The sequence below is a fragment of the Kiloniella litopenaei genome, from assembly GCF_000982415.1.
Taxonomy (GTDB): Bacteria; Pseudomonadota; Alphaproteobacteria; order Kiloniellales; family Kiloniellaceae; genus Kiloniella; species Kiloniella litopenaei.
The window spans coordinates 169,858-194,189 of the sequence record NZ_LANI01000018.1 but is presented as its reverse complement, the minus strand read 5'-3'; the positions used below and the strand labels follow the sequence as shown (position 1 = coordinate 194,189).

Here is a 24,332-nt window from a genome sequence, read left to right as displayed (position 1 = left end):
GGAACAACAAAAAGGTAAAGCCCGGATCGAAAAGGAATTAACCCGATTTACACCTTATTCCTTGCGTGTAAATCGGGTCAGGACTTTTAAAAATATGACAAAATTAGCCTTGAAGACGCAAAGATACAGACAAAGCATGCGCTGTCAGCCCTTCTTCCTTCGCAAGGGTGACAGCCGCAGGACCAATAGCTTTCAAGCTTTGTGCATCACAGGAAATCAAGGATGTTCGCTTCATGAAATCAAGCACGGACAATCCAGAAGAGAAGCGTGCCGACCTTGCAGTCGGCAATACATGATTAGGCCCAGCCACATAATCGCCAATCACCTCGGCTGTATGTCGGCCAAGGAACATGGCACCCGCATTTCTGATTTTACCCGCAAGAGCTTGCGGTTCATCAACAGCAATTTCAAGGTGTTCAGGGGCTATTCTGTCCGTCAAGGCAACTGCCTCTTCCAGATTATCAACAAGGATTATTGCCCCGTGATCCTGCCAGCTTTTACTTGCAATTTCACTTCTGGAAAGCGCCTGTAAATGAATATCAACGGCCTGCTTTACCGTTTCAGCAAAGCGTGCATCATCTGTAATCAGAATGGATTGCGCCGCGGTATCATGTTCGGCCTGCGCAAGAAGATCTGCGGCAATCCAGCGGGGATCATTTTGTCCATCCGCAATGATCAGAATTTCTGATGGGCCAGCGATCATATCGATACCAACAGTACCAAACACTTGCTTCTTAGCCGCCGCGACATAAGCATTCCCCGGGCCGACAATAATATCCACAGGCTTGATTGTATCTGTACCATAGGCCAAAGCACCCACTGCCTGCGCCCCACCTATACGATAGATTTCATCAACACCGGCGATAGAAGCGGCCGCAAGAACCAGCGGGTTTAAAACACCATCCGGCGATGGAACAACCATGACCAATCGTTCAACGCCAGCTACTTTGGCAGGCAAAGCATTCATTAGCACAGAGGATGGATAGCTTGCCAATCCGCCGGGTACATAAAGCCCCGCAGCCTGAACAGCAGTCCATCGATGACCAAGCTGCACACCGACCTCGTCCGTGTACTGTAAATCTTCCGGTTTCTGGCGGGCGTGATAATCTGAGATCCGTCGCCCCGCAAGCTCAAGCGCTTTGATCGATTCAGAATCACATGACGCAACAGCTTCTTCAACTTCAGCGGCAGAAACACGCATTGAAGATGTATCCAGTTCCAGGCGATCAAACCGTTTTGTGTAATCAAACAGAGCCTTATCGCCCCGACGCTTCACATCAGCTAAAATTTCGGCAACAGCATCATTTACATCAGAAGACACTTCACGTTTCGAAGAAAGCAGATCAACAAACTGACTTTCAAAATTGGCAGAACCAGTCTTAAGTTCACTTGGCATTTACCGCCTCCTGAAAGCTGCGTACCCAGTGATTGATTGCATCTGGTCGGGTTTTAAGTGCCGCACGGTTTACAATAAAGCGGGATGAAACATCTGAGATTTGCTCAATTTCGGCCAAGCCATTCGCTTTAAGCGTAGCCCCAGAAGAGACCAGATCAACAATACGGCGACACAAGCCAAGGTTTGGTGCCAGTTCCATAGCACCATTCAACTTAATACATTCCGCCTGAACACCACGCGCAGAAAAATATTTTTTGGTGATATTGGGGTACTTCGTTGCAACACGAATGTGGCTCCACTGTGACGGGTCTTCGTTTTCCAATAACGTCGATGGCGCAGCCACTGATATACGACAGTGTCCAATATCAAGATCGACAGGTGCGTATATTTCCGGATAGTCAAATTCCATAATAACATCGCTACCTGCAACACCCAGATGTGCAGCACCAAACGCGACAAAGGTCGGCACATCAAAGCTGCGAACTCTGATAAGCTCCAGATAATCAACATTGGTTGCAAAACGTAATTGACGACACTTGTCGTCAAAAAATGAGTCTTCGGGAACAATTCCCGCACTTTTCATCAAGGGCAACAGTTCTTTAAGAATACGTCCCTTCGGGACAGCCAGGACCATCGGTTCGATCTTGGGCATAATATTTATCCGTTTTCTTTTTTAAGGCCAGAGGACACAGCCTCTCTATAGCCTGTATAATCTTATTTGTTCTCTATCACGCTTCTTCCGGGGAGCGTGTACCCTCTGAATGCTCGCCCTTTGGATGGTCACTCTTATCTTCATGACCAGCATCTGCAGCTGTATTTTGACCCTGTTCTTTGTCAGCATCATCAAGGCTATGGCGAGGTTGGTATAGCGTAGGCCATGGCTCACTGATATCATCCATGTGGCAGCGTATTTGTGACACCACCAAGCGAATAGCGGCTCCACCCGAAAAATGTAACGTAATGTAACCGGGTATTGCTGCAACTGTCAGCAAGTTGAGAATTTCATCTTTGTTTTTGAGGTCCACACCTTTGGTTTGAACAGATTTTACCTTGTCAAAACACAGTCCGGTGTTAACTCGATGAAAAGTTGGCAAATCATCAACATCTTCAAAGGAAACATCATCCTGCTCGGCTTGCCCTTCGGGTGTATCAGGTGCCGACAAGGCACGCTCACGAAGTTCTTGTGGCAGCATTTCCCAGCAAAAACGATTTACGACCAGTACAAAGCGTTTCTCTTCGCGTAAATAAGCCACATCACAAACAGGGGCTAGGGAATCCTGAAGCAGGCCAGAGAGTGTACGAATGTCTTCGGCGTCGCGCGCTCTGATCTTCAGTCTTTTTCCCTCAGTCATATCTTCAAATTCCCAACTGTTCCTATCAGGCCCTATTCACCCTTGATACGTTCGATATCGGCACCACAGGCAGCAAGCTTGTCTTCAACGCGCTCATAACCTCTATCAAGGTGGTAGACACGGTTTAACACAGTTTCACCATCAGCAACCAGCCCCGCCATAATAAGCGAGAAACTTGCTCTCAGATCAGTGGCCATTACCTCGGCTCCGGTCAGTTTCGCTTGCCCTCTCACCAATGCAGAAGAACCATGCACCGTAATATTTGCACCCATTCTGCATAATTCTGGTACATGCATAAACCGATTTTCAAAAATTGTTTCAGTGATCATTGATGCCCCATCAGCCGTGGACATCAGGGCCATTGTCTGCGCCTGTAAATCTGTCGGATACCCCGGATAAGGCTCTGTCATAATATCGGTCCCCATCACCCGTTCTCCTGAACAACGTGCAATCATGCCGTTTTCAAGCTCTTCAATGCTAACACCAGCCTGAGCAAGCTGATCGATCATGGAACGAAGATGTTCTGGTCTCGCCCCCACCAGCTCCAGTTCCCCGCCTGTCATAGCCGCGGCCATGGCATAGGTTCCTGTCTCAATACGGTCCGGAACAACAGTGTGGGTATATCCATGCAGGCGATCAACACCTTCAATCGTAATGGTATCCGTTCCGGCGCCCTGAATGTTAGCCCCCATTCCCATCAAACACTCGGCAAGATCAACCACTTCTGGCTCACGCGCCGCATTAATCATCCGCGTTGTCCCCTTTGCCAGCACCGCGGCCATCATAATGTTTTCAGTAGCACCAACGGAAACCTTGGGGAACATAACTTCACCGCCAATCAGGCCCTTTGGCGCCTTGGCATGTACGTACCCTTCTTTAAGTTCGATTTCTGCCCCCAGCTGCTCCATACCTTGCAAATGCAGATCAACCGGACGAGAACCAATTGCACAACCTCCAGGCAGGGACACTTCCGCATGCCCTTCACGGGCCAGTAGAGGGCCGAGAACGAGGATAGAAGCCCGCATTTTCCGCACCAGTTCATACGGTGCTTTCGTGGTCTCAATCGTCTTGGCATGCATTTCAAGAACCCGGCCAGCACACCCCTCGCTACCTGCTGAACCGTTCATGTGCAGTTCAACACCGTGCTGCGCCAACAGATTTGCAAGGGTTGTAATATCAGCCAGGTGAGGAAGGTTCCTGAGTGTCAGAACTTCATCAGTCAGCAAAGAAGCCGTCATCAACGGCAAGGCCGCGTTTTTAGCCCCAGAGATCCATATTTTGCCTTTAAGCGGGTTACCCCCGCGAATTTTAATCTTATCCATCGTACTTTACCGTTTCTGCCTGGTTATCAACTGTCAGACAGGACTATCCAAAGGCTTTGTTCAAATCGTGGCGTCGATTTGTTTAAAGGATCTCAATTCCCAAAATAAATCGCCTTATTACATCTCTCTGTTCAGGCGGAAAAAAGCCTAAGTTAGATTTACCGCCTCTTAAATCTGCCCCCAAAGGTGAGATCCATCACAAACGTGGTCCATTTCAGACGTGGCCCACTACAGACGAGGAAGGGTCACACCGCGCTGTTTCATATATTTACCTGCACGATCAGCATAGGAAACATCGCAATCACCTTCGCCTTTCAAGAAGAGAAACTGGCAGACCCCTTCGTTGGCATAGATTTTAGCAGGCAGCGGTGTTGTGTTTGAAAATTCCAGTGTCACATGGCCTTCCCACTCTGGCTCCAACGGCGTCACATTTACGATGATACCGCAACGAGCATAGGTGGATTTACCAAGGCAGATAACCAGAACATCGCGTGGAATACGGAAATATTCAACAGTCCGTGCCAAGGCAAAAGAGTTCGGCGGGATAATGCAGACATCGTCCTCTTTTTCCACAAAGCTCTGATCAGAAAATTCTTTGGGATCAACAATCGCATTGTGCACGTTGGTAAAGATTTTGAATTCATTGGAAACCCGCGCGTCATATCCATAGGAACTGACGCCGTAAGAAATAACACCCTCACGTCTTTGTGCCTCGACATAAGGCTCAATCATGCCATGGTTTTCGGCCTGTTCTCGAATCCAAGTATCCGGCATAATTCCCACGGCATATCCTCCCAATGTTCACCGATTCCATTTTCTTGCGCGTTCATGCAGCGCAAGGCCATAAGCCTTCTACTGTCTTCCGCCCCAAAGCTCAAGATTGAAGATCAGAAGAACAGCAGATTTATCCACGATAATTACTCAAAGATGTATAAACAAATTCAGAGCGATCACCCCTGAAACTTGGTCAGCACAAAATGTGCCCAAGCTAATTATTTTCGCTCTCGCAACTGGCCTTTTCTTTTTTTGAGGTTATCTCTCAACGCCTTTGCCTCACGCTCCAGTCTGATTTTGGTTCGTTGCGCCATTTCCTTTTCAGCATTTATGGACTTCTGGCTACGCTGATTATTATCTGTAAGGCTCTCGCCTGCCGAACTTTCGGTCTTGTCTTGATCTGTCATGGCCGCAGATTGCAAAGTCTTGCCCCCAAGGTCAAGCCTCAAACCGACCAAAACTGCCAACGAGTATTCCATCAGCTATCAGTTACCTATTTAAAGGGATGACAAAATTTTGCAAAAAGATAAAAATAAGACTTGCATTAAAATGCGAGCAGAGGCATATAACGCCCGTCCAAACAAAGCCGTGGTAGCTCAGTGGTAGAGCACGTCATTGGTAATGACGGGGTCGGTAGTTCAATTCTACCTCACGGCACCATTTTTTCTCATTACACTTCCATGTGTTACTAAATCATCAAATTTCATATCAAGCTTAATTTTTGGACAGTATTACCAAAAACGGTCAAAAATCAGACCTTTTTGAAGTTAAAAGCACATCCCCCATATTAGTCCATCTGATCATTATTTTGACTAACCATCATAGAAAATAATTTTAAGTTCCCCTTAAACCTTGCCAATAAATTTACTGTAAAAAATCAACGACATCTCTCATGTATTATTTATAAAGGATTCTTTGCAAATCTTCTCTTTTTAGATACAAGCCTATATCTGAGTGATTACAAATTACTTCATGCATCGTCGGAAATTTAACACTTTAGCAGGCTTTTATCTTACATGAAAATTTCTTGGATAGCTCGCGCAAGAAAAAGATGGATCTTTAATCTTCATAAAATTCGCCTTTTTCTAATGCAAAACAATAAAAAACGTCTCTTTATTGATTGCGGATCTAATCTTGGGCAGGGTTTTTCATTTTTTCGAAAATATTTCCCCAATCAATTTTATGATTATATTTTGCTAGAACCAAATCCAAATTGTGTCTCGGTTCTTAAAGAAAAATATAATCACATTAAGAATCTCAAAATAGTCGAAGCCGCAGTATGGACTGCGGATGGTGATATGAATCTATTCGGTTTAGTCGAGGACAATAGAGGATCACAATCTGATGGAGCCTCAATTATTGAGAACCATAATAGCGCTCTTTATAGTTCTGATTCCTCCAAAGCGACAAAAGTCAAAACTATCGACTTTGCCAGATTGCTTAGAGAACAAACCCATTATGATCAAATAGTTGTAAAAATGGATATTGAGTCCAGTGAATATGATGTTCTCGAAAAGTTAATAAAAGAAGAGCTTCTCGATAAAATTGACTTTATGTTTATAGAATTTCATAGCCAGTATATGACGGGAAATAGTAAACACATAATTGAGGAACGTGAACATAAAATCAAAAAATATCTAAATGATAGACATAAACTATACATATGGCATTAATGCGACCTTAAGAGATAGTTCATTAAATATAATTGCCTCAAAGCTGATATTACCAATATTACCACTAGGAATTTTCAGCACACATAACTACGTTATTTCTTTGCCGAATACGCCTATTAATGGCATTGTTTCTTTTCGCTCGTAGTGTGTTTCTTGCTGTGTAAAGTTTTGATGACAAAAGATGTTATCACATTAGCGCCCATAGCCTTGCCATCGGATCAAGCCGATATCCTGTTAACGCAAGGGCTGGAGTGGTGGGAAAATTCCGGTGGCATTATTGGCCGCGATCAAGCAACCACGCGCATATTGGAAAACTTGCAGATATCCGTTATCCAACGGGAAGATCGTATCCCCCCGCTTATTCATGCCGGAAATACATCAGTGACAGCCCAGGTCTTTGGGCAGAACTGGGCAGAAACCTGTACAGGATCAACCCAAACGTCCCCGTGGTAAACAACCTTGCCACTTATACGTTGAGCGCCAGGACTTGATGTTTGCATTAACCTTCCGCCATGCAGTCGCTTTAGCTGTTGTTGCCACAACGTGGCCAAGTTCGTATCACCCAACTCGGAAAGTCGCATGACCTGAGTACTGATCGTTTTCCCTTCTTCGTTCACCCCGTTAATCCAAAACCCATCACGTGGCAGGATATCGAAATATTTTGCGCTAAAGGGTTCTGAAAGTTTTTTACGCCCTTCTATTGAGTTGCAAATTTTTTCCAGTTTTTGAAAATCTTCGCACATCTCAATAGTTACACCTTGATCGGAAAGTGTTGCCTCTATTTCCGATATTTTCCTTGTTACGGCCTGTATTATTCTTACTTTTTGCATTCGAACACCCTCACTCCCCAGCAGTTAAGAACAGTATCTCGTCAATAACAGATGATGATTTTCCCAAGACAGTACGATACGTTGTCCCGAGTTTGAAAAAACCAAACCATACAGCAATCAAGTTTGCAGTGGGGGAAATGACATCAGCAAAGGAACTATTTCGTGAAATGCCCCAGCTTTGTCAGGCCGTGATCGTCACAGAATAATTATTTTGCTAATTCTGTGAAATGTCCAGAATGACACTAGGCTGAATGATCTGCCGATTATCCAGATTAATTTTGTCAGGTTCAGTGTTGTGGATAAATTCTGGGTAGACGATGCATTCTGATTCGGCGTGACGCCCCAAAACCACAAAAATGGGTCACCGTTTCTGTCAATAAAAATAGGGCTCATGACCCTTTTGATAATGAGCAGGAAGACCTGAGTCGAAAAGAAGAACAACGCAATATAACTGCCCGCTCTGGACGTATCTGCTTGGTAAGGGCAATAACTAAAAAGAAAATATAGAATAATTTAATTTGCACTGTGTCATTGGCATGTCAAAAGGCAAAACACACCAAATGATCTATATCAGACAATGAGAAACACCCTGCGCCTGTAGCTCCACCATACCTGATTTATGACCTTGCTCCCTATACTGAAGCAAAAGCTTTTGAGAGACATCAAGTGCAATTGAAATAGACTTAATCCAGGGCAATTCTCGAGATAAAACAAGCACACCGTCTGGACCGTATAGTGTCATTTTAAAGGGTTTTGTCATTACTTTCTCCATAAATCAACAGGAACAAAATAAGAACAAATAATTAAAACTATATTAAATCAGTATCCGAAAATATGCTGCGAATGTAGAAAAAAAGGTCATCCCTCCCCCACCTTTACCTGGTTACAAATGGAAAAATATTTTTCTATCCCTGGGCAGACATATCACGTTAAGCTGTATTTATTGGCAGTAACAAATTCTTTTGCCCCATCAATGCCAACACTAACGACGTCGTTTATTCAGCCGTCCGTGAAAACAGGAAGACAAATGATATTGCGCCTATTTATAGCCATCATTCTTATTACTGGTTTATCCGCCTGTGCACAGACAAAGCCAGTAACGTCACTCAACAAACACGATCGATCTGTTGAATTTGTCGAAATGATTTTTACAGATGAATTTATCAAAGAATCTGTATTGGAATCATTTCTTGAATACAAAGCGAAGAACGAAGTCGCAGCTATGCGTATACCTAATAAAGCGCTTGAAGAGATAAATGCTCTCATTACAGAAGAAATGATTAAGAACAGAGCAAGTCTGATAAATAAAATAGCGACAATTTTTGCCGAAGAATTAACCAATGACGAAATTATAGCTCTTCACAGCATTAAAGACATTACACTGCTTCAAAAAGCACATGCCAAGTTGGTAAAAAATAATGGTTCTCTCTCTGGACTAACACGTCAGGAAATTAATGCGATAGCAAATATAAAAAAGCCAGAATCCTTTATCACGGCCATTCCTAAATTAGAAAAGCTTGAAAACAGAATGCAAGTAACGGGTGAAGAGTTTGCGGCAGAAATTCTTCCCAAAATTCTACCTAAGCTTCTTATAATCATATTAGAGAATGAACCGCTTATTGGCGCTTTTCATTTTCCAGCGCATACACACACAATCCACAACGTTTATATTTAAAACTCCATAGCCACGCTCAGGTATTAGGGACAAAAATGCTTTTTGATCAAGAAACCCTCGATAAGCTCATAACTTTTCGACACGAATTACATCGCTATCCTGAGGTTTCAAGCCAAGAACAAGAAACCAGCACTCGTGTTACTGATTTCATTACCCAGTATGAGCCTGACGAAATAATTCGCAATCTGGGTGGCTACGGAGTAGCCGCGATTTACAATGGAATACAAACAGGTCCCACCGTTTTAATACGTTGCGAACTTGATGCCTTACCCATAACAGAAACAGGTAACTTACCTTATAAATCAAACTATTCGGGTACGGCGCATCTATGTGGACACGATGGGCACATGGCTATGGTCCTTGGGGTTGCTACCTTATTGCACAGAACACGCCCAGAGAAAGGCCGCGTCGTACTTTTATTCCAGCCAGCCGAAGAAACAGGGGCTGGGGCCAAAGCAGTCATTCGTGATCCTGGCTTTGCACGTATCTCACCAGATTATGCTTTCTCGCTTCATAATCTACCAGGTGAAGCCCTACACAACGTTGGGATCAAAGAGGGCTCGTTTAACTGCGCATCCCAAGGCCTTTGGATAACACTGGAAGGCAAGACATCACACGCATCGCACCCCGAAGATGGTATCAGCCCTGCAACAGCAATGTGTGAACTCGTAACCGCGTTTACACAGCTACCTGCCAAGACGGAATTTGCAAACGACTTTGCCCTTGTCACAGTCGTCCATGCACATCTCGGGGACGAAGCCTTTGGCATTACCCCGGGGTTCGCCAAGGTTATGGTTACACTTCGTAGTGAAACAGATCGCATTATGGCATTGTTACAAGAAAGGTCAGAAACCTTAATCAAGGGTGTTGCTGAAAAATACGGCTTGAAAACTGACTTCGGATACGAAGATATATTCGCGGCTTCAACAAACGATTCCAAGGCCACAGATATACTGAAATCAGCTTTTGAGGACGAAAATATTTTATGCAAGGAAATGCCATCCCCCATGCGCTGGTCTGAAGATTTTGGGCAATTCGGCAAAATCAGTAAGAGCGCAATGTTTACCTTGGGATCTGGTTTGAATCAGCCACAACTCCATAACCCAGATTTTGATTTCCCAGATGAACTAATAGAAACGGGCACAAGAATTTTCCATCGGGTTATCCGAACAATCTTAGGCCCCAGAAATTAGAAACCACGTTAACTAACAACAAGTAAAAAATATTCAACCTATCCACCTATACCCTCAAACTCCTATCACTATTTACCCAAAATTATATTCTCGTAAGGATCATCATGCATCGACATTACGGCGTTATAATCAAATGCTTTCTTTCAGCTCTTATCCTTGGAGCCGTCACACAAATGGCCGTGACAGCAGGGTTTATCCGCTGGGCAGCAGCACAAGGAAATGATTATCGTTCGAACTATTGGGACCTGGTTCAAGATTCTTGGCACAATAATGGCCTTACAACTTTTTTAATTTGCATGGCATCCAGCCTGATTATCTATTTGATAATTCGGAAATTCACAACACATCAGGAGACAGCTGAGAAAATCATCACATGGCTGATTGTACCGATCACACTAATCTACAGTGTGATCATGTACCCCAACTTTTCTGATTATCTATAAAGCACAATAAACAGCAATCTGGAACAATCTATCCGATGATAGCTTGCTCCAGATCCTGTATCAGGTCTTCAACATTTTCGATACCAATAGAAAATCGTAACAAATCATCAGGCACAGGTGTCCCCTCTCCCTCAACCAACGCCCTATGCTCGACAAGGCTCTCTACACCCCCAAGGGATGTCGCCCTGACAAAATGTTTCATGCGTCCCATGATAGTTGCAGTTTTTTCTCTTCCACCTTCGAAGCGGATTGAAAGCATTCCCCCGAAACCATTCGTCATTTGCTTTGCAGCTACATCGTGGTTTTTATGAGACGCTAGTCCTGGGTAAATCACTTCCTTTACACCGGGAAACCCAACAAAATGTTGTGCCAGCTTCATTGCATTCTCACATGCACGCTCAACACGAACATGCATTGTCCGCATTCCGCGTAGTAAAAGCCAACTTTCAAAGGGTCCCAAGATTCCACCTTGTTGGGCACGGATTTTACACAACCTTTCCCATCGGGCATCTTCTTTGGCCGCGATTAAAGCCCCAGCAACCACATCACTGTGACCGTTTATATATTTTGTCGCTGAGTGGAAGACAAAATCGGCACCATATTCTATTGGCTTGGTTATCAGTGGTGTTGAAACGGTGGAATCAGCGACTAATTGTGCCCCCACCGAGTGCGCCAAGTCAGCTGCTTTTTTGATATCAACAACTTCCCATGTTGGGTTCGCGGGGGTTTCAATCCATAAAATTTCCGTCCGGGCTGCTTTAACAACATCAACCATATCCGCTTCATTTTGCGGATCATAAAATGCAAGATCGATATGCCAATCAGCACAAAAAGAGATAAGCCAGGCACGCAGGGACCAATACATAACGGTTGGTGCAACAATTCGGTCACCAGGGCGAAGTGTTTGCACCAGTGCCGTTGCCGCGGCCATTCCCGAAGCGAATAGTTTACAGGAAGATCCAGCCTCGAGTTCACAAAGGATGGCTTCGGCCATTTCCGCATTTACACTTTGATCGCGCGCGTAAATACGATTGCTATCATACAGCTCACCCTGTTCATTTCGGGCAAAGGTGGTTGATGGCTGGATCGGCGGAACAACTGACCCACTCTCTTTATCCAGATAATGCCCGGCCTGTGCCAAAAGTGTTTCGGCCTTACCCTTGTTCTTGCCCATAGCTTGCTCCCTCATTAATTCAGCCAAACAATAGGCGGAACCACAGGGAATGAAAACTCTTACTTTCAGATCTTCTCAATAATTTATTCAAAACCACTAACTAAGAAAAATAAACTAATCCACCGCTCGACCGACGACTTCTTTTTCACCAATCCAGGCCGGATTGTGTTATAGTCGGTGCAATAAGAGAATGAATATGTGCGGTCCCCTTATAATAACCGGAACCACCCGGAAACACACCGGAGACACAAATGACGTTTTCCCGACGAAAATTTATTACTGGCCTGACTACGCTTGTCGCATCACAGCCACTGACGCAATCCATTGCCAGCAATAAAAAATCTGATTCTCATTCTGACAAAGATCGAAAAGATCAGACTGAAACGTGGCAAAACCCCGGTTTTATACGCCTTGAAACTCTTTCAACACTTATTCAAATTAACAACATCATATTCGTTACCGCATTTGCTGTTTATTTCCTGAAGATCTTGAGCCTCAATAGCATAACACGTAGAAATGAAAACAGGCTTTCCGTTCCCAAATCAGTACCACTTTTCGGCAGCCTGTTTGAAGATACATACAACAGCGATGATTTTTCGCCTCAAAAAAAGCTAGGTCTTGCTTACACCTATAATAATTCACTTATCCTGGATCTTGTTTCCAACAGACCGCAGACTGTAACCGACGCAAATCTGGATATAGATCTTGACCAGGAAATTTCACGGTTAGATCAACAGATTCCGCAAATAGGTCAAAATCTTCAACTAAACCTTGGTACAACACGTTATTCAAGTGAACGAATAGATCTTCTAAATGGAGATCACAGCTATCGCATAGCGTCGAACCAGGCCAAAGCTGTCACTGATGATAACAGCCAGCTACCTCTGTTGAGCAATTTGCCGCTGATATCTAACTTCTTCAAAAATCAGGTTGGTGAAGTTTATGGAGCACGAAATCTTCATATACTCGTCAAACCATCAATCGTAGAGGACAATTAAAGACGGCCAAAAGCCATAGCGATCAGTAAGCTGTAGCCAGGAGCAGCAAGTATAATCGAGAACGAGATCAGGATCAGGCTCGCCCTGTCGGCTCCCCATCTACAAATAAACGCTTACCTTGCTCATCAATAATCTGACGCCCTTTACGAACAGTAAATTCGACAGCTTCTTCACGAGATGGAAAGGTATCAGCCCTCAGAAAAAAGCGTTCCATTTCTGGATCGTCCGGGTTTTCACCTAACTTTTTTATATAACCACTCAAACGCCACTGACCGCTCTCGGCTTTATCGGGTGATGGCACAATGGCATAGCCTTCGTACATAACGGGTTCGTCTTTAGGCTTCGCCTTTTCTTTGTCCATTGAAGAAAGGCCAAAAATCTTTGAGAAAAATGACATCTAGTCCCAACCTCACTAAATTGTTGCCCAATCATACCAAGAGCCTTATCGGAAATAAACTCATAGGATTTAGCAATAGGGCGCTTAATAATAGATATTCCCTAGTTTATATTACTCAAAACAGGAAAAGGTAAAGTTTTACGTCAAAATTAAGGATTTGATTACGGCCCTTACCTATAATTTCAATGAAACGACCATAGAGAGTGGTTAGCGTGACGGAAAATAGATACGAAGTAATCAAGTATTATCCAGTTACATCAACGAACGAACTCGTTGGTTCAAGCAATCGCGCCCTTATGGAATGGTGGCTTTCCTTTGCTCCAAGGACACCATTCAAAAGCGAATTTGATATTCTGGACCATATTGATCTGGTCCCCGATATTTTCCTCGTTAAAAGGCTTAATCAAACTGATTTTGAATTTCGTGTTCATGGTGAAAGTGCAAATAACATCTTTGATGAATATATAGGCAAAATCATCAGTACCCAAGGCCCACAAACGAACGATAGAGAACGTCAAGATGTTGAGTTGGCAGAATATTATGTGGAAATATTAGATCAATCCCTGTGTTTCCGAAACGAAGGGGTTCTTTCTTTTTTGAAAAAGAAAGATGTCAAATTTGAATCTCTTGACTGTCCCCTTCTTGATGATCAGGAAAATCCGACCTTCATCATCGGCACAATAACGATCCTGGATCACAAAGGCCCGCTACAATAAAACCGACCCAATAAAAAAGCGGTACGAACATTGTAAATGATGTCCGTACCGCTTTATTCTACAGGAAAGCTCTAGCTTCCTTTTTTAATCGTGATAAAACCAGTTTTATCCCGCTAGCTTCTTCTTAAGCAACTGATTAACCATACCGGGGTTGGCTTTACCACCCGTCGCTTTCATTGTTTGACCAACAAACCAGCCAATCAGTTTTTCATTACCACCACGGAAGGCTTCAACCTGATCAGGATTTGCAGCCATGATTTCATCAATCGCGGCTTCAATCGGTCCTGTATCTGTGATCTGTTTAAGGCCTTTTTCCTCAACGATGGTATCAGCATCCTTGCTGGTTTCCCACATCACCTCGAAAACTTCCTTGGCGATACGTCCGGAAATTGTGTTGTCCTTGATCAAACCGATCAGACCACCGAGCTGTTTGGCTGAAACCGGAGACTGATCCAAAGCAAGGCCACTTTTGTTCAGCGCACCAAAGAAATCACCCATGACCCAGTTCGCAGCCAGTTTCGGGTCACGACCTTCGGCAACTTCCTCGTAGAACATCGCCTTTTCACGATCAGCAACCAGAATACCCGCATCGTAAGCAGACAGGCCAAAGTCATTGATAAAGCGATCTTTCTTTTCGTCCGGAAGCTCAGGAATTGTCGCTTTGATTTCCTCAACCCATGCAGGATCAAGAACCAACGGCAACAAATCCGGGTCAGGGAAGTAACGATAATCGTGCGCTTCTTCCTTGCTTCTCATGGACCGGGTTGTGCCTTTGCTTGCATCAAACAGACGCGTTTCCTGAACGATCTGGCCGCCCTCTTCCAGAATTTTAACCTGGCGCTTGGCTTCATGCTCAATAGCTTGCTGGACATAACGGATAGAGTTAACGTTCTTCGTTTCTGTCCGGGTTCCGAACTCATCACCCGGTTTACGTACAGATACGTTAACATCAGCGCGCATGGACCCTTCGTCCATGTTACCATCACACGTGCCGAGATAGCGCAGGATCGAACGCAGTTTGCGCAGGTAAGCACCAGCTTCTTCAGGCGAACGGAGATCCGGCTTGGAAACGATCTCCATCAAGGCCACACCGGAACGGTTCAGGTCAATATAGGACTGTGTCGGGTGCTGATCATGAACGGATTTACCTGCATCCTGTTCCAGATGCATCCGCTCAACACCGACTTCACGAACGTCACCACCTTCGAGATCAAGTGTGATTGTTCCTTCACCAACAATCGGTTCCAGAAACTGAGAAATCTGATATCCCTGTGGCAGATCAGCATAAAAATAGTTTTTACGCTCAAACACAGATTTCATGTTGATTTTTGCACGAAGCCCCAGACCGGTACGGATGCCCTGCTCAACAACTTCTTTGTTTAACACAGGCAACATACCCGGCATCGCAGCATCCACCAGCGATACATGATGGTTCGGGTCAGCGCCAAAGGCTGTTGCAGCACCAGAGAAGAGCTTGGATTTTGAAATGACCTGAGCATGAACCTCAAGACCAATGACAACTTCCCACTCGCCTGTATTTCCTTTGATACGATAGCTCATGTTACTTACCTCCCGCCATTAGCTGCGGCAAGGCAGAGAAACCGGCAGCTTCTTCGACTACGCCTGCGACCTTCAAGACGGTCTCTTCATCAAAAGCTTTACCCAGCAGTTGCAGACCAAGCGGCGTTCCTTCACTGGAAAGCCCTGTTGGAACGGATATACCCGGCAATCCGGCCAAGCTGGCAGGAACGGTAAAGACATCGTTCAAATACATGGCAATCGGATCATCCATCTTTTCACCAATACCAAAGGCGGGGCTTGGTGCAGTTGGTGTCAGGATGACATCGACGCTTTCATAGGCTTTTTTGAAATCATTCGCGATCAGGGTACGAACACGACGCGCCTTGTTGTAATAGGCATCGTAATAGCCGGCTGACAGAACATAGGTTCCAATCAGAATACGACGTTTGACTTCGTCACCAAAGCCTTCGCCACGTGTACGTTCGTACATGTCGTCCAGGCTTTCTCCATCCACACGCAACCCATAACGAACACCGTCATAACGCGCCAGATTGGATGAACATTCCGCTGGTGCGATAATATAATAGGCAGGTAGAGCGTATTTGGTATGTGGCAGACTGATCTCTACAGGTTCGGCTCCTGCAGATTTAAGCCACTCGATGCCCTGTTCCCAGGCATCGTCAATTTCCTTTGGTGTGCCATCCATGCGATATTCTTTTGGAATACCAACTCTCAAGCCGCGAATATCGCCTGTCAGAGCTTTTTGATAGCTCGGCACAGCAACATTAACAGATGTGGAATCTTTTGCGTCATAACCGGCCATTGCTTCCAGCATGATTGCCGCATCACGGACAGAACGCGTCATTGGGCCAGCCTGATCAAGAGATGAGGCAAAGGCAACAACGCCCCAGCGCGAACAACGACCATAGGTTGGCTTTAGCCCAACGATACCGGAAAAAGCTGCGGGCTGACGAATAGAACCACCAGTATCAGTCCCTGTTGCCGCCATTGCCGAACGCGCCGCAACCGAGGCCGCAGAACCGCCGGATGAACCGCCAGGGGTCAGCTGTGCATCACTATCTTTGCGTTGCCATGGATTAATCACATTACCGTAGTATGATGTAATGTTCGCAGAGCCCATCGCAAACTGGTCAAGGTTGGATTTACCCAACATCACAGCACCGGCATTCCATAGATTGCCGGATACAGTTGATTCATAGGTTGGAACAAAACCATCCAGAATACGCGACGCAGCCGTTGTCTGTGTCCCTTCTGTACAGAAGAGATCCTTCATCGCAATCGGAATCCCCTCCATCAAACCGGCATCGCCAGCGGCGCGCTTCTTGTCAGATGCATCAGCCATTTCGAGGGCGATTTCTGGGGTCTCAACGATATAGGCGTTAAGTTCGCGGGTTTCTTCCATCGCACTGATATGGGCTTCGGTCAGTTCACGCGCAGAAAAATCCCCTTTTTCCATGCCATCAAGGGCATCAGAAATTGTCAGCTTATTAAGGTTACTCATTATTCGACCACCTTGGGAACAGCATAGAAACCATGGGCAGACTCAGGCGCATTTTTTGTCACCCGCTCAACATAGTGCCCGTCATTGACCACGTCCTCACGCAGAGGTTGGGTCATTTCGACAACAGATGTCATTGGCTCAACACCATCTGTGTCCAGTTCAGAGAGTTGCTCAATCCAGCCAAGGATTTGGTTCAATTCTCCGGTCAGCTCTTCCTGCTGCTTTTCATCAACCCGGATGCGCGCCAGTCTGGCAATTTTCGCTACCGTATTTTTGTCGACAGACATACTCGGTTCCAATCTTCTATGGATATCGAAAGTATCACGTATTAAATTCGAGCGGAAAATAGCACTCACCCGCTCAAGCTGCAACGCCTGTAGAGTGCTTTTTATCAAGTAAAATTGCTTTTCTATTATTCAATCGCAACTGCTGTTTAAATAGTTCCGAAATCGGGATCTGAAATAAGCTAGATTATACGGCTCAATAACAGGAAACTTAATTGCTTTGCCCTAGGCGAATAATCACCAAAAAAAACCAGACCACAGACTAACGTAGGAAACCTTATTCTGCTGATGGATTTGAAAGCCTGGCTGGTGGCCGACTTGGGCATCTGAGAATAAAAATAGCCACACAAAGCAAACAAAAACCAATAAGACCAAGCCCCCATAGTGGCACAACGTCCTTATAAGCAACATAGGCTAAACTGGCGCTCATCATCGTAATCGCCAAAGCCTTGGCTTTTACAGGGATCACCCGATAACAATCCCAATCCCGCACCATCGGCCCCAAAAGATGATGCTGATAGAGCCAGTTATGAAACCGTTCCGAAGAATGAGAAAAGGCCCACAGGGCAACAAGCAAAAATGGTGTCGTCGGTAGCAGGGGCAAAATGATGCCGATCAAACCAAGCCCAACACATATCCAGCCGATACACATCAAGCATACACGTCGAATACCTGTTTTCTTTTTCTTAGTATTTTCTAGAAAATGAGGATTCGTCATAAATAGGCAGAGATCCTTGGATTTACATTCATCACTTGAGGTGATGCAGAGAAACAATATTGCTTAACAACCGAACAGTTAGCATAGAGGACGATGATTAAAAGTTCTTTTATCATGATTTAGGTATCACAGATACCAAGCACAATCCTTTGAATACCAGACAAGTCCCCCCCAAGCTCAAAGAAAACCCGATAAAGGCGAAACATTAAACAAAACAGGATGTAGCCACAAAACAAGTCCGAAACTCAGAACAGCCAGAACAACCCCGAAAGCATCTTTTAAAGTTGGGCGGCAATTCCCACCCTTTATCAGCCCTACAAACGGAATATTTGATGTTCCGCTAGATAATTCAAACCATTTTTCATCCCCCATCAAACGCCTTTTCCGCCGATCAACAATAAACATGCCACCAACAGAAAGAAGAAGCAGACCAGCAAAAAACAGAACTTCAGCCAAACCACCATTTGCAAAAAGATGTGCACCCGCCCACAGAGCAAAGCCCCATAATATAGGGTGTCGAACACCCCCTACGATCCCCATACGTTCTTTGTCGAACCCTTTACCCGGGCCAATTGAAAGCGGATTTGGTCGAACAAAACCCATAACAAAAAACAGGATAGAAAAAGGCATGATATGCGTCGTTGCTCTCGCAGCCCATGGTTCAAAAGGCCACAGTTCAACATAAGGCGCTGCCCAGACTTCATGAATAAGCCAGATCAAAACGGCCGTAGAAACAAGAGAATAGAGGGTATAATACCCCACTTTCCCCAAGTGATTAATAAGGGATTGCTTCACCCCACGCATCGGCGGAATTGAATGTAACAACAAAAAAACAATAAAAGAACCAAGCAGTCCTCCAAATCCACCAAACATATGCTTTCCGTTTCACATCAACTAAGGTAAGTACAAGACACTTATGACAAACCACATGTCCCTGTACCATAGGACACGCTGTCGCGCGTAACATAGAGGTGAGTACAACACTTGGATTGTCATTTTTATGCCGAAAATTGAAAAATCGGCATGAGGAAACTAATACTCCATAATAATCTGAATATCATTCAGATAACCAGAAAAACGATTAGGCCGGGAAACGATAAGGTAGGTCAAATTGCAAGAGATAGATATTTACGATCTTCCGGATCTCGTAAACAAAAACAAACGTTTGCTTGGCCTTGATCCCGGTACAAAAACCATTGGGGTCGCCGTTTCTGATCGTGATTTCAAAGTTGCCTCACCCGTAAAAACAATAAAACGCACGAAATTCAAAAATGATGCCCAAGAGCTTAAAGAAATTTGTGCAGATAAAAATATTGGCGGCATCGTTATGGGATTACCGGTTAATATGGATGGATCGGAAGGTCCTAGATGTCAGTCTGTCAGAACTCTTGCAGACAATCTCAAAAGAATTGCTGGTTTTGAAATACCCATCGTTTTTTGGGATGAAAGGATGTCAACCTCGGCTGTAGAGCGATTTTTAATTGGGGAAGCTGATATGACACGGAAAAATCGAGCAAAGGTTATCGATAAAGCAGCTGCAGCCTACATTCTTCAAGGGGCACTGGATGCAATTCAACGCAAAATACCTTTTCCATAAGCGCTCTTTTGCCAAGTTCGACAGCCTAAAAAAAATATCACCTTCATTCCTGCTATGTATGAAATGCATAAAAAGCAATGAAAGTGCCTTTAATCAGCAAAATACAACATAATAAATCGCTCATCTTTTCCATTCTTAATGAAAAATACTTTTCATTATAATCTTTCCTAGACCCAAACTGGTTTTACCTTGCAAAACCTTGCATTCAGGCGAGTCATCCGTATTTATACGAATGTTTACATTCTCTCATAACGCGTAAATTCACCAACATCACATACACAAAAAGTTTGAATTGGTAACCTGAATAAACTTGTGCAAACCCGTATAAACTTGTGAAAGAAGGAAAGTTAAATGTTTAGCCTGGAAACCGGCAGCATGATTGTTATACCTGTTTTACTCATCAGTTTATGGGTCGTAACAAAAATTTTTCAGAGTAATGAAAAATCAGCTGTAAAGGTCCTTTGGACAATCACAATTTTTATCTTGCCTGCCATTGGCTGCGCCTTGTGGTACTTTATAGGCCCTCGTAGAGAAAACTCAGCTCAAAACAGTCTTCATTTCCATTAATGACACTATACATATTCGTAATCATACGAATATCATTGCTGTAAGATAAGGTTTATTTTTCCGATAAGAGATAACAGTGCTTTACATAGAAAGGCATAAAAATGTTTGGTTTCGAATACACCGGTATCCTGGGGCTTATTCTTCTAGTTGCAAATATCTGGGCAATAGTAAAAATTTTTCAAAGCGGGGCAACAACCGGGTCTAAAGTACTCTGGATCGTGCTCATTCTTCTTTTACCAGTGATCGGTCTTATTCTCTGGTTCTTAATGGGCCCGAAATAACCTAAAAGCACACTCACCCGTTATTCTGAAAATAACACCATATTCAAAAAGTTTGATTGCGACAAAAGCGTGCGAATTTTAAAAGCACGCTTTTTTCTTATTTCACCAGAACAAATATTGGTGATCAGAACTTTGAACGTTGCATCTGTGCGCCCCTCTTTTTAGACTTCCGCCTTACAATTTATTCTGCGCTTCTATTTTGCGCGGCAAAACCAGTGACAATTCAAACGTAAGATTTAAGGGTTTTCTTATGACGAAGCCGACGGGGCCTCTATCAGGGTTACGTGTTTTTGATCTTTCACGCATTATGGCAGGCCCAAGCTGTACGCAAATGCTGGGTGACATGGGTGCCGATGTCATAAAAATTGAACGTCCGGGCCAAGGGGACGATACACGTAAATGGGGTCCTCCTTTCCTCAAGGACAAAGAAGGCAACGACACTGACGAAAGCGCTTATTATCTGTCTGCCAATAGAAATAAACGCTCTGTCAGTTTGGATATTTCCCAACCTGATGGGCAAAAGCTGGCCAAACAGCTTATAGCCAAAAGTGATATCCTTGTTGAAAATTTCAAAGTCGGGGGGCTTGCCAAATACGGCCTGTCCTATGACGATTTGAAAGATGAATTCCCCAATCTGATATACTGCTCAATTACTGGTTTCGGGCAAACAGGCCCTTACGCGCCACAGGCCGGATATGATTTCCTCATCCAGGGCATGGGCGGCATCATGAGCCTGACAGGTGAACCGGATGGACAACCGATGAAAGTCGGCGTCGCCATTGTTGACCTGATGTGTGGTATGTACGCAAGTAACGCGATACTTGCCGCCCTTCATCACAGAAATCAAACGGGCGAAGGGCAATATATCGATGTTTCGCTTTTAGACACACAGATTGCCTGGCTCGCCAATCAGGGCCTTTATTATCTGACGTCCGGCGAACTCCCGCCACGCCTTGGGAACGGGCACCCCAATATCGTCCCTTACAACGTTGTTCCTTCCAGTAATGGGCATTTCATTCTCGCCATTGGTAATGACGGACAATACAAGAAGTTTTGCCACTTTGCAGATTGCATGAACCTGTTTAACGATGAACGTTTTCACACCAATCAAAACCGAATTAGAAACCGGGATGACCTTTATCCTCTGATTGGTGAAATCACATCAAAACATCCTTCAGAATACTGGATAGAGAAATTACCTCCCCTTGGCGTTCCCTGCGGACCAGTAAATGATATGAAAGGCGTTTTTGCCCACCCGCAAACCCAGGCAAGGGAAATGAAAATTTCCATGCCTCATCCAACTGCCGCCCAAGGGTCTGTTGACTTAATTGGTAGCCCGATGAAGTTTTCCCAAACCCCCGTTGACTACCGCAAAGCCCCGCCAAGTATGGGACAGGATACACAAGAAGTTTTGGAGAAGGTGTTAGGTCTCGATGAAACAATTTTGCACACCCTAAAAGAAGACGGAATCATTTAAATTTTGACCAATAGATAAAGCTTTTGGGAATTTTAAAAGAATCCTCTTTCCATGTTTGCATCCACGCATCATCGATGACATATTGCGGTTTTAATGACGACATATGCTGAAACGATCGCTGCTGGCCAAACTGGCCACGGGCACCTGCTAGGAATAGAGGGCCTGAGAGCTGATCAGATTTCCAACTTGCTTGACCTAGCCGATGGCTATGTTGACCAGAATCGCGCCGTGAAAAAGACCATCGATCTATTAGAAGGTCGCACGGTGATTAATCTCTTTTTCGAGAACTCCACCAGAACACGTACTTCTTTTGAATTGGCAGCCAAACGCCTTGGTGCCGATGTTATCAACATGACCGTTGCTTCTAGCTCTATCAAAAAAGGCGAAACCCTGGTTGATACAGCCATGACACTCAATGCAATGCACCCCGATGTCATGGTGGTTCGGCATTCAGACTCAGGCGCTGTGAAACTTCTGTCTGAAAAGGTAAATGGCTCGGTGATCAACGCCGGTGATGGAAGCCATGAACACCCGACACAGGCACTGCTTGATGCCTTGACGATCCGTCGCCGCAAAGGCGATCTGTATGGACTGCGCGTAGCGATCTGTGGCGATGTCGCCCATAGCCGGGTTGCCCGGTCAAATATCCATCTGCTGAATACAATGGGCGCAGAAGTCCGCTTGATTGCACCGCCAACTCTTTTGCCTTCTTCTGTTGACCGTATGGGCGTAGAAACCTTTCACAATATGAAAGAAGGTCTGGAAGGCTGTGACATTGTCATGATGCTCAGGCTTCAGCTTGAACGTATGCAGGGATCATTTGTCCCTTCCATCCGCGAATATTTCCGTTACTTCGGTCTGGATCAGGAAAAATTGGCTATGGCAAAGCCGGACGCCCTTGTGATGCACCCCGGTCCCATGAACCGTGGTGTCGAAATTGATAGTGAACTGGCCGATGATCTGGATCGATCATTGATCAGAACACAGGTAGAAATGGGTGTCGCTGTACGTATGGCCTGTTTACACGCCCTAACTCAGGGAACTTTGTCAGACGGAGCAAAACCATGAGCCAACTCCATGACAAAACAAAACGCGCCTATATAAACGCACACCTGATTGATCCGGCCAGTGGCCTTGATACGAAAGGCGCTCTACTAACCGAAGGCATTCATATTGCTGACTTCGGCCCGGATCTATTCAAAGACGGTGTACCAGAAGGCATTGAGATAATTGATTGTCAGGGGCATTATCTGGCGCCAGGTCTTGTTGATATCCGTGTTCATCTTCGCGAGCCCGGCGATGAGCACAAGGAAACAATTCTCACCGCAGGTCAGGCCGCTGCGGCTGGTGGTATTACTTCTATCGCTGCCCTGCCCGATTCTACACCTGTTCTGGATGATGTTTCCGGCGTTGAGTATGTTGCCCGTCGTGCCCGTGAAGCAAAAATGGTTAAAATCTTTCCCTACGGCGCCTTAACAAAACGCCTCGAAGGAAAAGAACTGACAGAATTTGGACTACTGACAGAGTTTGGGGCAGTCGCCTTTACAGATAGCACCAAGGCTGTCGCCAATGCACAAACCATGCGCCGTGCGCTGAGCTATGCCAAAACCTTTAATGCCCTTGTCGTCCAGCACCCGGAAGAACCATCTCTTGCCGGTGGTGTCATGAATGGTGGCGAGATCTCTACCCGTATGGGACTATCCGGAGTCTCTACCTATGCAGAGATCATTATGGTTGAACGGGACATACGATTGGTCGAAATGACCGGTGGTCGTTATCACGCGGCACACCTTTCAACTGCTGGGGCCGTTGATATAATTCGTCAGGCCAAGGCCCGTGGTTTGCCCGTTACCTGTGATACCGCACCTCATTATTTCTGTCTGAACGAAAATTCTGTTCTTGATTACAGAACTTTCGCCAAAGTATCCCCCCCTCTTCGTTCAGAAGAAGATCGCGAAGCTATTTTTCAAGGCTTGGCAGACGGTACAATTGATGCAATCGCCAGTGACCACAGCCCTCATGATCAGGATTCAAAACGTCTGCCGTTTGCGCAGGCAGAGTTTGGTATTGTCGGACTGGAAACTCTTTTTCCACTTGCACTTCAGCTCTATCATAAAAAGGCGCTCTCGCTTTTGGATTGTCTCTCGCTTGTGACCTGTAAACCAGCTGAGATATTGGGGCTTCCTGTAGGAAAACTTGCCAAAGGTTCTGCGGCTGACCTCGTCCTTTTTAATCCGGACAGTCCTTACTTCATTGACCCGGAGAAATTCAGAAGTAAATCCAAGAACTCTCCCTTCACAGGTTTTCCTGCTCAAGGAAAGGTTTTACGAACCGTGGTTGATGGGCGTACAATCTATGACCGTCAAAATTCTTAGATGATAAATCACGCCCGTTAAATCCCGCTAAACAAGGACCTATATTA

The 24,332-nt window shown here is 44.9% G+C and carries 26 protein-coding genes and 1 tRNA gene; 12 read left to right on the top strand and 15 right to left on the bottom strand.

What is annotated here, in order from left to right:
• Nucleotides 1-103: 103 nt before the first annotated feature.
• From hisD to WH95_RS12705, 6 genes are all read right to left on the bottom strand, one after another.
• Entirely contained in the window at nt 104-1,396 is a 1,293-nt protein-coding gene (hisD, locus tag WH95_RS12730; RefSeq protein ID WP_046507821.1) for a histidinol dehydrogenase, read from the bottom strand.
• On the bottom strand, nt 1,386-2,048 hold the full coding sequence (hisG, locus tag WH95_RS12725; RefSeq protein WP_046507819.1) for an ATP phosphoribosyltransferase: 663 nt from the start codon (nt 2,046-2,048) through the stop codon (nt 1,386-1,388). Before hisG ends, hisD begins: the two co-directional genes overlap by 11 nt.
• Nucleotides 2,049-2,124: 76 nt before the next feature.
• A complete protein-coding gene (locus WH95_RS12720) occupies nt 2,125-2,748 on the bottom strand; it encodes a DUF2948 family protein (protein ID WP_052742004.1) in 624 nt (207 codons plus the stop codon).
• 32 nt (nt 2,749-2,780) lie between these two features.
• Complete coding sequence (gene murA, locus WH95_RS12715; RefSeq protein WP_046507818.1) at nt 2,781-4,070, bottom strand: UDP-N-acetylglucosamine 1-carboxyvinyltransferase; 1,290 nt, start codon at nt 4,068-4,070, stop codon at nt 2,781-2,783.
• A gap of 228 nt (nt 4,071-4,298) precedes the next feature.
• A complete protein-coding gene (gene dcd / locus WH95_RS12710; protein ID WP_046507816.1) occupies nt 4,299-4,853 on the bottom strand; it encodes a dCTP deaminase in 555 nt (184 codons plus the stop codon).
• A 209-nt stretch (nt 4,854-5,062) separates the two neighbouring features.
• A complete protein-coding gene (locus WH95_RS12705; RefSeq protein ID WP_046507814.1) occupies nt 5,063-5,323 on the bottom strand; it encodes a hypothetical protein in 261 nt (86 codons plus the stop codon).
• A gap of 106 nt (nt 5,324-5,429) precedes the next feature.
• On the opposite strand from WH95_RS12705, the gene WH95_RS12700 reads away from it, so the two are divergent.
• Both WH95_RS12700 and WH95_RS12695 read left to right on the top strand, forming a co-directional pair.
• A tRNA-Thr gene (locus tag WH95_RS12700) sits at nt 5,430-5,504 on the top strand.
• 356 nt (nt 5,505-5,860) lie between these two features.
• Nucleotides 5,861-6,517, top strand: coding sequence for an FkbM family methyltransferase (locus WH95_RS12695; RefSeq protein ID WP_046507812.1), 657 nt, complete (start codon nt 5,861-5,863; stop codon nt 6,515-6,517).
• Nucleotides 6,518-6,879: 362 nt separating this feature from the next.
• Here the strand turns inward: WH95_RS12695 and WH95_RS12690 are convergent, their stop codons facing one another.
• Together WH95_RS12690 and WH95_RS12685 are read right to left on the bottom strand one after the other, a co-directional pair.
• Nucleotides 6,880-7,347 (bottom strand): hypothetical protein, encoded by a 468-nt coding sequence (locus WH95_RS12690; protein ID WP_046507810.1) that lies wholly within the window; start codon nt 7,345-7,347, stop codon nt 6,880-6,882.
• Between the two features lie 565 nt (nt 7,348-7,912).
• A complete protein-coding gene (locus tag WH95_RS12685) occupies nt 7,913-8,107 on the bottom strand; it encodes a hypothetical protein (RefSeq protein WP_046507807.1) in 195 nt (64 codons plus the stop codon).
• 129 nt (nt 8,108-8,236) lie between these two features.
• Between WH95_RS12685 and WH95_RS12680 the strand changes: the two genes are divergently transcribed.
• The gene (locus tag WH95_RS12680) at nt 8,237-9,022 is read left to right on the top strand and encodes a hypothetical protein (RefSeq protein ID WP_157845959.1); all 786 of its coding nucleotides are present in this window, start codon (nt 8,237-8,239) and stop codon (nt 9,020-9,022) included.
• 35 nt (nt 9,023-9,057) lie between these two features.
• On the top strand, nt 9,058-10,215 hold the full coding sequence (locus tag WH95_RS12675) for an amidohydrolase (protein ID WP_046507802.1): 1,158 nt from the start codon (nt 9,058-9,060) through the stop codon (nt 10,213-10,215).
• 471 nt (nt 10,216-10,686) lie between these two features.
• Here the strand turns inward: WH95_RS12675 and WH95_RS12665 are convergent, their stop codons facing one another.
• The gene (locus WH95_RS12665; protein WP_052742003.1) at nt 10,687-11,832 is read right to left on the bottom strand and encodes a trans-sulfuration enzyme family protein; all 1,146 of its coding nucleotides are present in this window, start codon (nt 11,830-11,832) and stop codon (nt 10,687-10,689) included.
• Between the two features lie 251 nt (nt 11,833-12,083).
• Between WH95_RS12665 and WH95_RS12660 the strand changes: the two genes are divergently transcribed.
• Nucleotides 12,084-12,830 carry a hypothetical protein gene (locus WH95_RS12660; protein ID WP_046507796.1) on the top strand — a complete coding sequence of 249 codons (747 nt, stop codon included), beginning with the start codon at nt 12,084-12,086 and terminating at the stop codon, nt 12,828-12,830.
• Between the two features lie 73 nt (nt 12,831-12,903).
• Here the strand turns inward: WH95_RS12660 and WH95_RS12655 are convergent, their stop codons facing one another.
• Nucleotides 12,904-13,227 (bottom strand): HlyU family transcriptional regulator, encoded by a 324-nt coding sequence (locus tag WH95_RS12655; protein ID WP_046507793.1) that lies wholly within the window; start codon nt 13,225-13,227, stop codon nt 12,904-12,906.
• A gap of 212 nt (nt 13,228-13,439) precedes the next feature.
• Here WH95_RS12655 and WH95_RS12650 point away from each other — a divergent pair, with 212 nt between their 5' ends.
• Nucleotides 13,440-13,943: a PAS domain-containing protein gene (locus tag WH95_RS12650; protein WP_046507790.1), complete on the top strand. Its 504-nt coding sequence runs from the start codon at nt 13,440-13,442 to the stop codon at nt 13,941-13,943.
• A 105-nt stretch (nt 13,944-14,048) separates the two neighbouring features.
• On the opposite strand, the gene gatB is transcribed toward WH95_RS12650, so the two are convergent.
• From gatB to WH95_RS12625, 5 genes are all read right to left on the bottom strand, one after another.
• On the bottom strand, nt 14,049-15,503 hold the full coding sequence (gatB, locus tag WH95_RS12645; RefSeq protein WP_046507787.1) for an Asp-tRNA(Asn)/Glu-tRNA(Gln) amidotransferase subunit GatB: 1,455 nt from the start codon (nt 15,501-15,503) through the stop codon (nt 14,049-14,051).
• A gap of 1 nt (nt 15,504) precedes the next feature.
• A complete protein-coding gene (gene gatA, locus WH95_RS12640; protein ID WP_046507784.1) occupies nt 15,505-16,986 on the bottom strand; it encodes an Asp-tRNA(Asn)/Glu-tRNA(Gln) amidotransferase subunit GatA in 1,482 nt (493 codons plus the stop codon).
• On the bottom strand, nt 16,986-17,273 hold the full coding sequence (gene gatC / locus WH95_RS12635) for an Asp-tRNA(Asn)/Glu-tRNA(Gln) amidotransferase subunit GatC (protein WP_046507780.1): 288 nt from the start codon (nt 17,271-17,273) through the stop codon (nt 16,986-16,988). The genes gatA and gatC overlap by 1 nt, the downstream gene beginning before the upstream one ends.
• A gap of 274 nt (nt 17,274-17,547) precedes the next feature.
• Nucleotides 17,548-17,988, bottom strand: coding sequence for a YbaN family protein (locus WH95_RS12630; protein WP_046507778.1), 441 nt, complete (start codon nt 17,986-17,988; stop codon nt 17,548-17,550).
• Between the two features lie 177 nt (nt 17,989-18,165).
• A complete protein-coding gene (locus tag WH95_RS12625) occupies nt 18,166-18,861 on the bottom strand; it encodes an NnrU family protein (protein WP_046507775.1) in 696 nt (231 codons plus the stop codon).
• 238 nt (nt 18,862-19,099) lie between these two features.
• Here WH95_RS12625 and ruvX point away from each other — a divergent pair, with 238 nt between their 5' ends.
• The 6 genes from ruvX (at nt 19,100) to pyrC (ending at nt 24,285) form a co-directional block, all read left to right on the top strand.
• Nucleotides 19,100-19,585 carry a Holliday junction resolvase RuvX gene (ruvX, locus tag WH95_RS12620; protein ID WP_046507773.1) on the top strand — a complete coding sequence of 162 codons (486 nt, stop codon included), beginning with the start codon at nt 19,100-19,102 and terminating at the stop codon, nt 19,583-19,585.
• Between the two features lie 351 nt (nt 19,586-19,936).
• The gene (locus WH95_RS12615) at nt 19,937-20,152 is read left to right on the top strand and encodes a PLD nuclease N-terminal domain-containing protein (protein ID WP_046507770.1); all 216 of its coding nucleotides are present in this window, start codon (nt 19,937-19,939) and stop codon (nt 20,150-20,152) included.
• Nucleotides 20,153-20,253: 101 nt separating this feature from the next.
• The gene (locus WH95_RS12610) at nt 20,254-20,433 is read left to right on the top strand and encodes a PLDc N-terminal domain-containing protein (protein WP_046507767.1); all 180 of its coding nucleotides are present in this window, start codon (nt 20,254-20,256) and stop codon (nt 20,431-20,433) included.
• A gap of 250 nt (nt 20,434-20,683) precedes the next feature.
• Nucleotides 20,684-21,910 (top strand): CaiB/BaiF CoA transferase family protein, encoded by a 1,227-nt coding sequence (locus WH95_RS12605; protein ID WP_046507765.1) that lies wholly within the window; start codon nt 20,684-20,686, stop codon nt 21,908-21,910.
• Between the two features lie 93 nt (nt 21,911-22,003).
• Nucleotides 22,004-22,978: an aspartate carbamoyltransferase catalytic subunit gene (locus WH95_RS12600; RefSeq protein ID WP_046507762.1), complete on the top strand. Its 975-nt coding sequence runs from the start codon at nt 22,004-22,006 to the stop codon at nt 22,976-22,978.
• Nucleotides 22,975-24,285: a dihydroorotase gene (gene pyrC, locus WH95_RS12595; RefSeq protein ID WP_046507759.1), complete on the top strand. Its 1,311-nt coding sequence runs from the start codon at nt 22,975-22,977 to the stop codon at nt 24,283-24,285. The genes WH95_RS12600 and pyrC overlap by 4 nt, the downstream gene beginning before the upstream one ends.
• Nucleotides 24,286-24,332: the final 47 nt, after the last annotated feature.

Coding starts and splice junctions, on each gene's coding strand:
- hisD (WP_046507821.1), bottom strand. CDS start 1,396: ATGCCAAGTGAACTTAAGACTGGTTCTGCCAATTTTGAAAGTCAGTTT.
- hisG (WP_046507819.1), bottom strand. CDS start 2,048: ATGCCCAAGATCGAACCGATGGTCCTGGCTGTCCCGAAGGGACGTATT.
- WH95_RS12720 (WP_052742004.1), bottom strand. CDS start 2,748: ATGACTGAGGGAAAAAGACTGAAGATCAGAGCGCGCGACGCCGAAGAC.
- murA (WP_046507818.1), bottom strand. CDS start 4,070: ATGGATAAGATTAAAATTCGCGGGGGTAACCCGCTTAAAGGCAAAATA.
- WH95_RS12705 (WP_046507814.1), bottom strand. CDS start 5,323: ATGGAATACTCGTTGGCAGTTTTGGTCGGTTTGAGGCTTGACCTTGGG.
- WH95_RS12695 (WP_046507812.1), top strand. CDS start 5,861: ATGAAAATTTCTTGGATAGCTCGCGCAAGAAAAAGATGGATCTTTAAT.
- WH95_RS12690 (WP_046507810.1), bottom strand. CDS start 7,347: ATGCAAAAAGTAAGAATAATACAGGCCGTAACAAGGAAAATATCGGAA.
- WH95_RS12685 (WP_046507807.1), bottom strand. CDS start 8,107: ATGACAAAACCCTTTAAAATGACACTATACGGTCCAGACGGTGTGCTT.
- WH95_RS12680 (WP_157845959.1), top strand. CDS start 8,237: ATGGAAAAATATTTTTCTATCCCTGGGCAGACATATCACGTTAAGCTG.
- WH95_RS12675 (WP_046507802.1), top strand. CDS start 9,058: ATGCTTTTTGATCAAGAAACCCTCGATAAGCTCATAACTTTTCGACAC.
- WH95_RS12665 (WP_052742003.1), bottom strand. CDS start 11,832: ATGGGCAAGAACAAGGGTAAGGCCGAAACACTTTTGGCACAGGCCGGG.
- WH95_RS12660 (WP_046507796.1), top strand. CDS start 12,084: ATGACGTTTTCCCGACGAAAATTTATTACTGGCCTGACTACGCTTGTC.
- WH95_RS12655 (WP_046507793.1), bottom strand. CDS start 13,227: ATGTCATTTTTCTCAAAGATTTTTGGCCTTTCTTCAATGGACAAAGAA.
- gatB (WP_046507787.1), bottom strand. CDS start 15,503: ATGAGCTATCGTATCAAAGGAAATACAGGCGAGTGGGAAGTTGTCATT.
- gatA (WP_046507784.1), bottom strand. CDS start 16,986: ATGAGTAACCTTAATAAGCTGACAATTTCTGATGCCCTTGATGGCATG.
- gatC (WP_046507780.1), bottom strand. CDS start 17,273: ATGTCTGTCGACAAAAATACGGTAGCGAAAATTGCCAGACTGGCGCGC.
- WH95_RS12630 (WP_046507778.1), bottom strand. CDS start 17,988: ATGACGAATCCTCATTTTCTAGAAAATACTAAGAAAAAGAAAACAGGT.
- WH95_RS12625 (WP_046507775.1), bottom strand. CDS start 18,861: ATGTTTGGTGGATTTGGAGGACTGCTTGGTTCTTTTATTGTTTTTTTG.
- WH95_RS12615 (WP_046507770.1), top strand. CDS start 19,937: ATGTTTAGCCTGGAAACCGGCAGCATGATTGTTATACCTGTTTTACTC.
- WH95_RS12610 (WP_046507767.1), top strand. CDS start 20,254: ATGTTTGGTTTCGAATACACCGGTATCCTGGGGCTTATTCTTCTAGTT.
- WH95_RS12605 (WP_046507765.1), top strand. CDS start 20,684: ATGACGAAGCCGACGGGGCCTCTATCAGGGTTACGTGTTTTTGATCTT.
- WH95_RS12600 (WP_046507762.1), top strand. CDS start 22,004: ATGACGACATATGCTGAAACGATCGCTGCTGGCCAAACTGGCCACGGG.
- pyrC (WP_046507759.1), top strand. CDS start 22,975: ATGAGCCAACTCCATGACAAAACAAAACGCGCCTATATAAACGCACAC.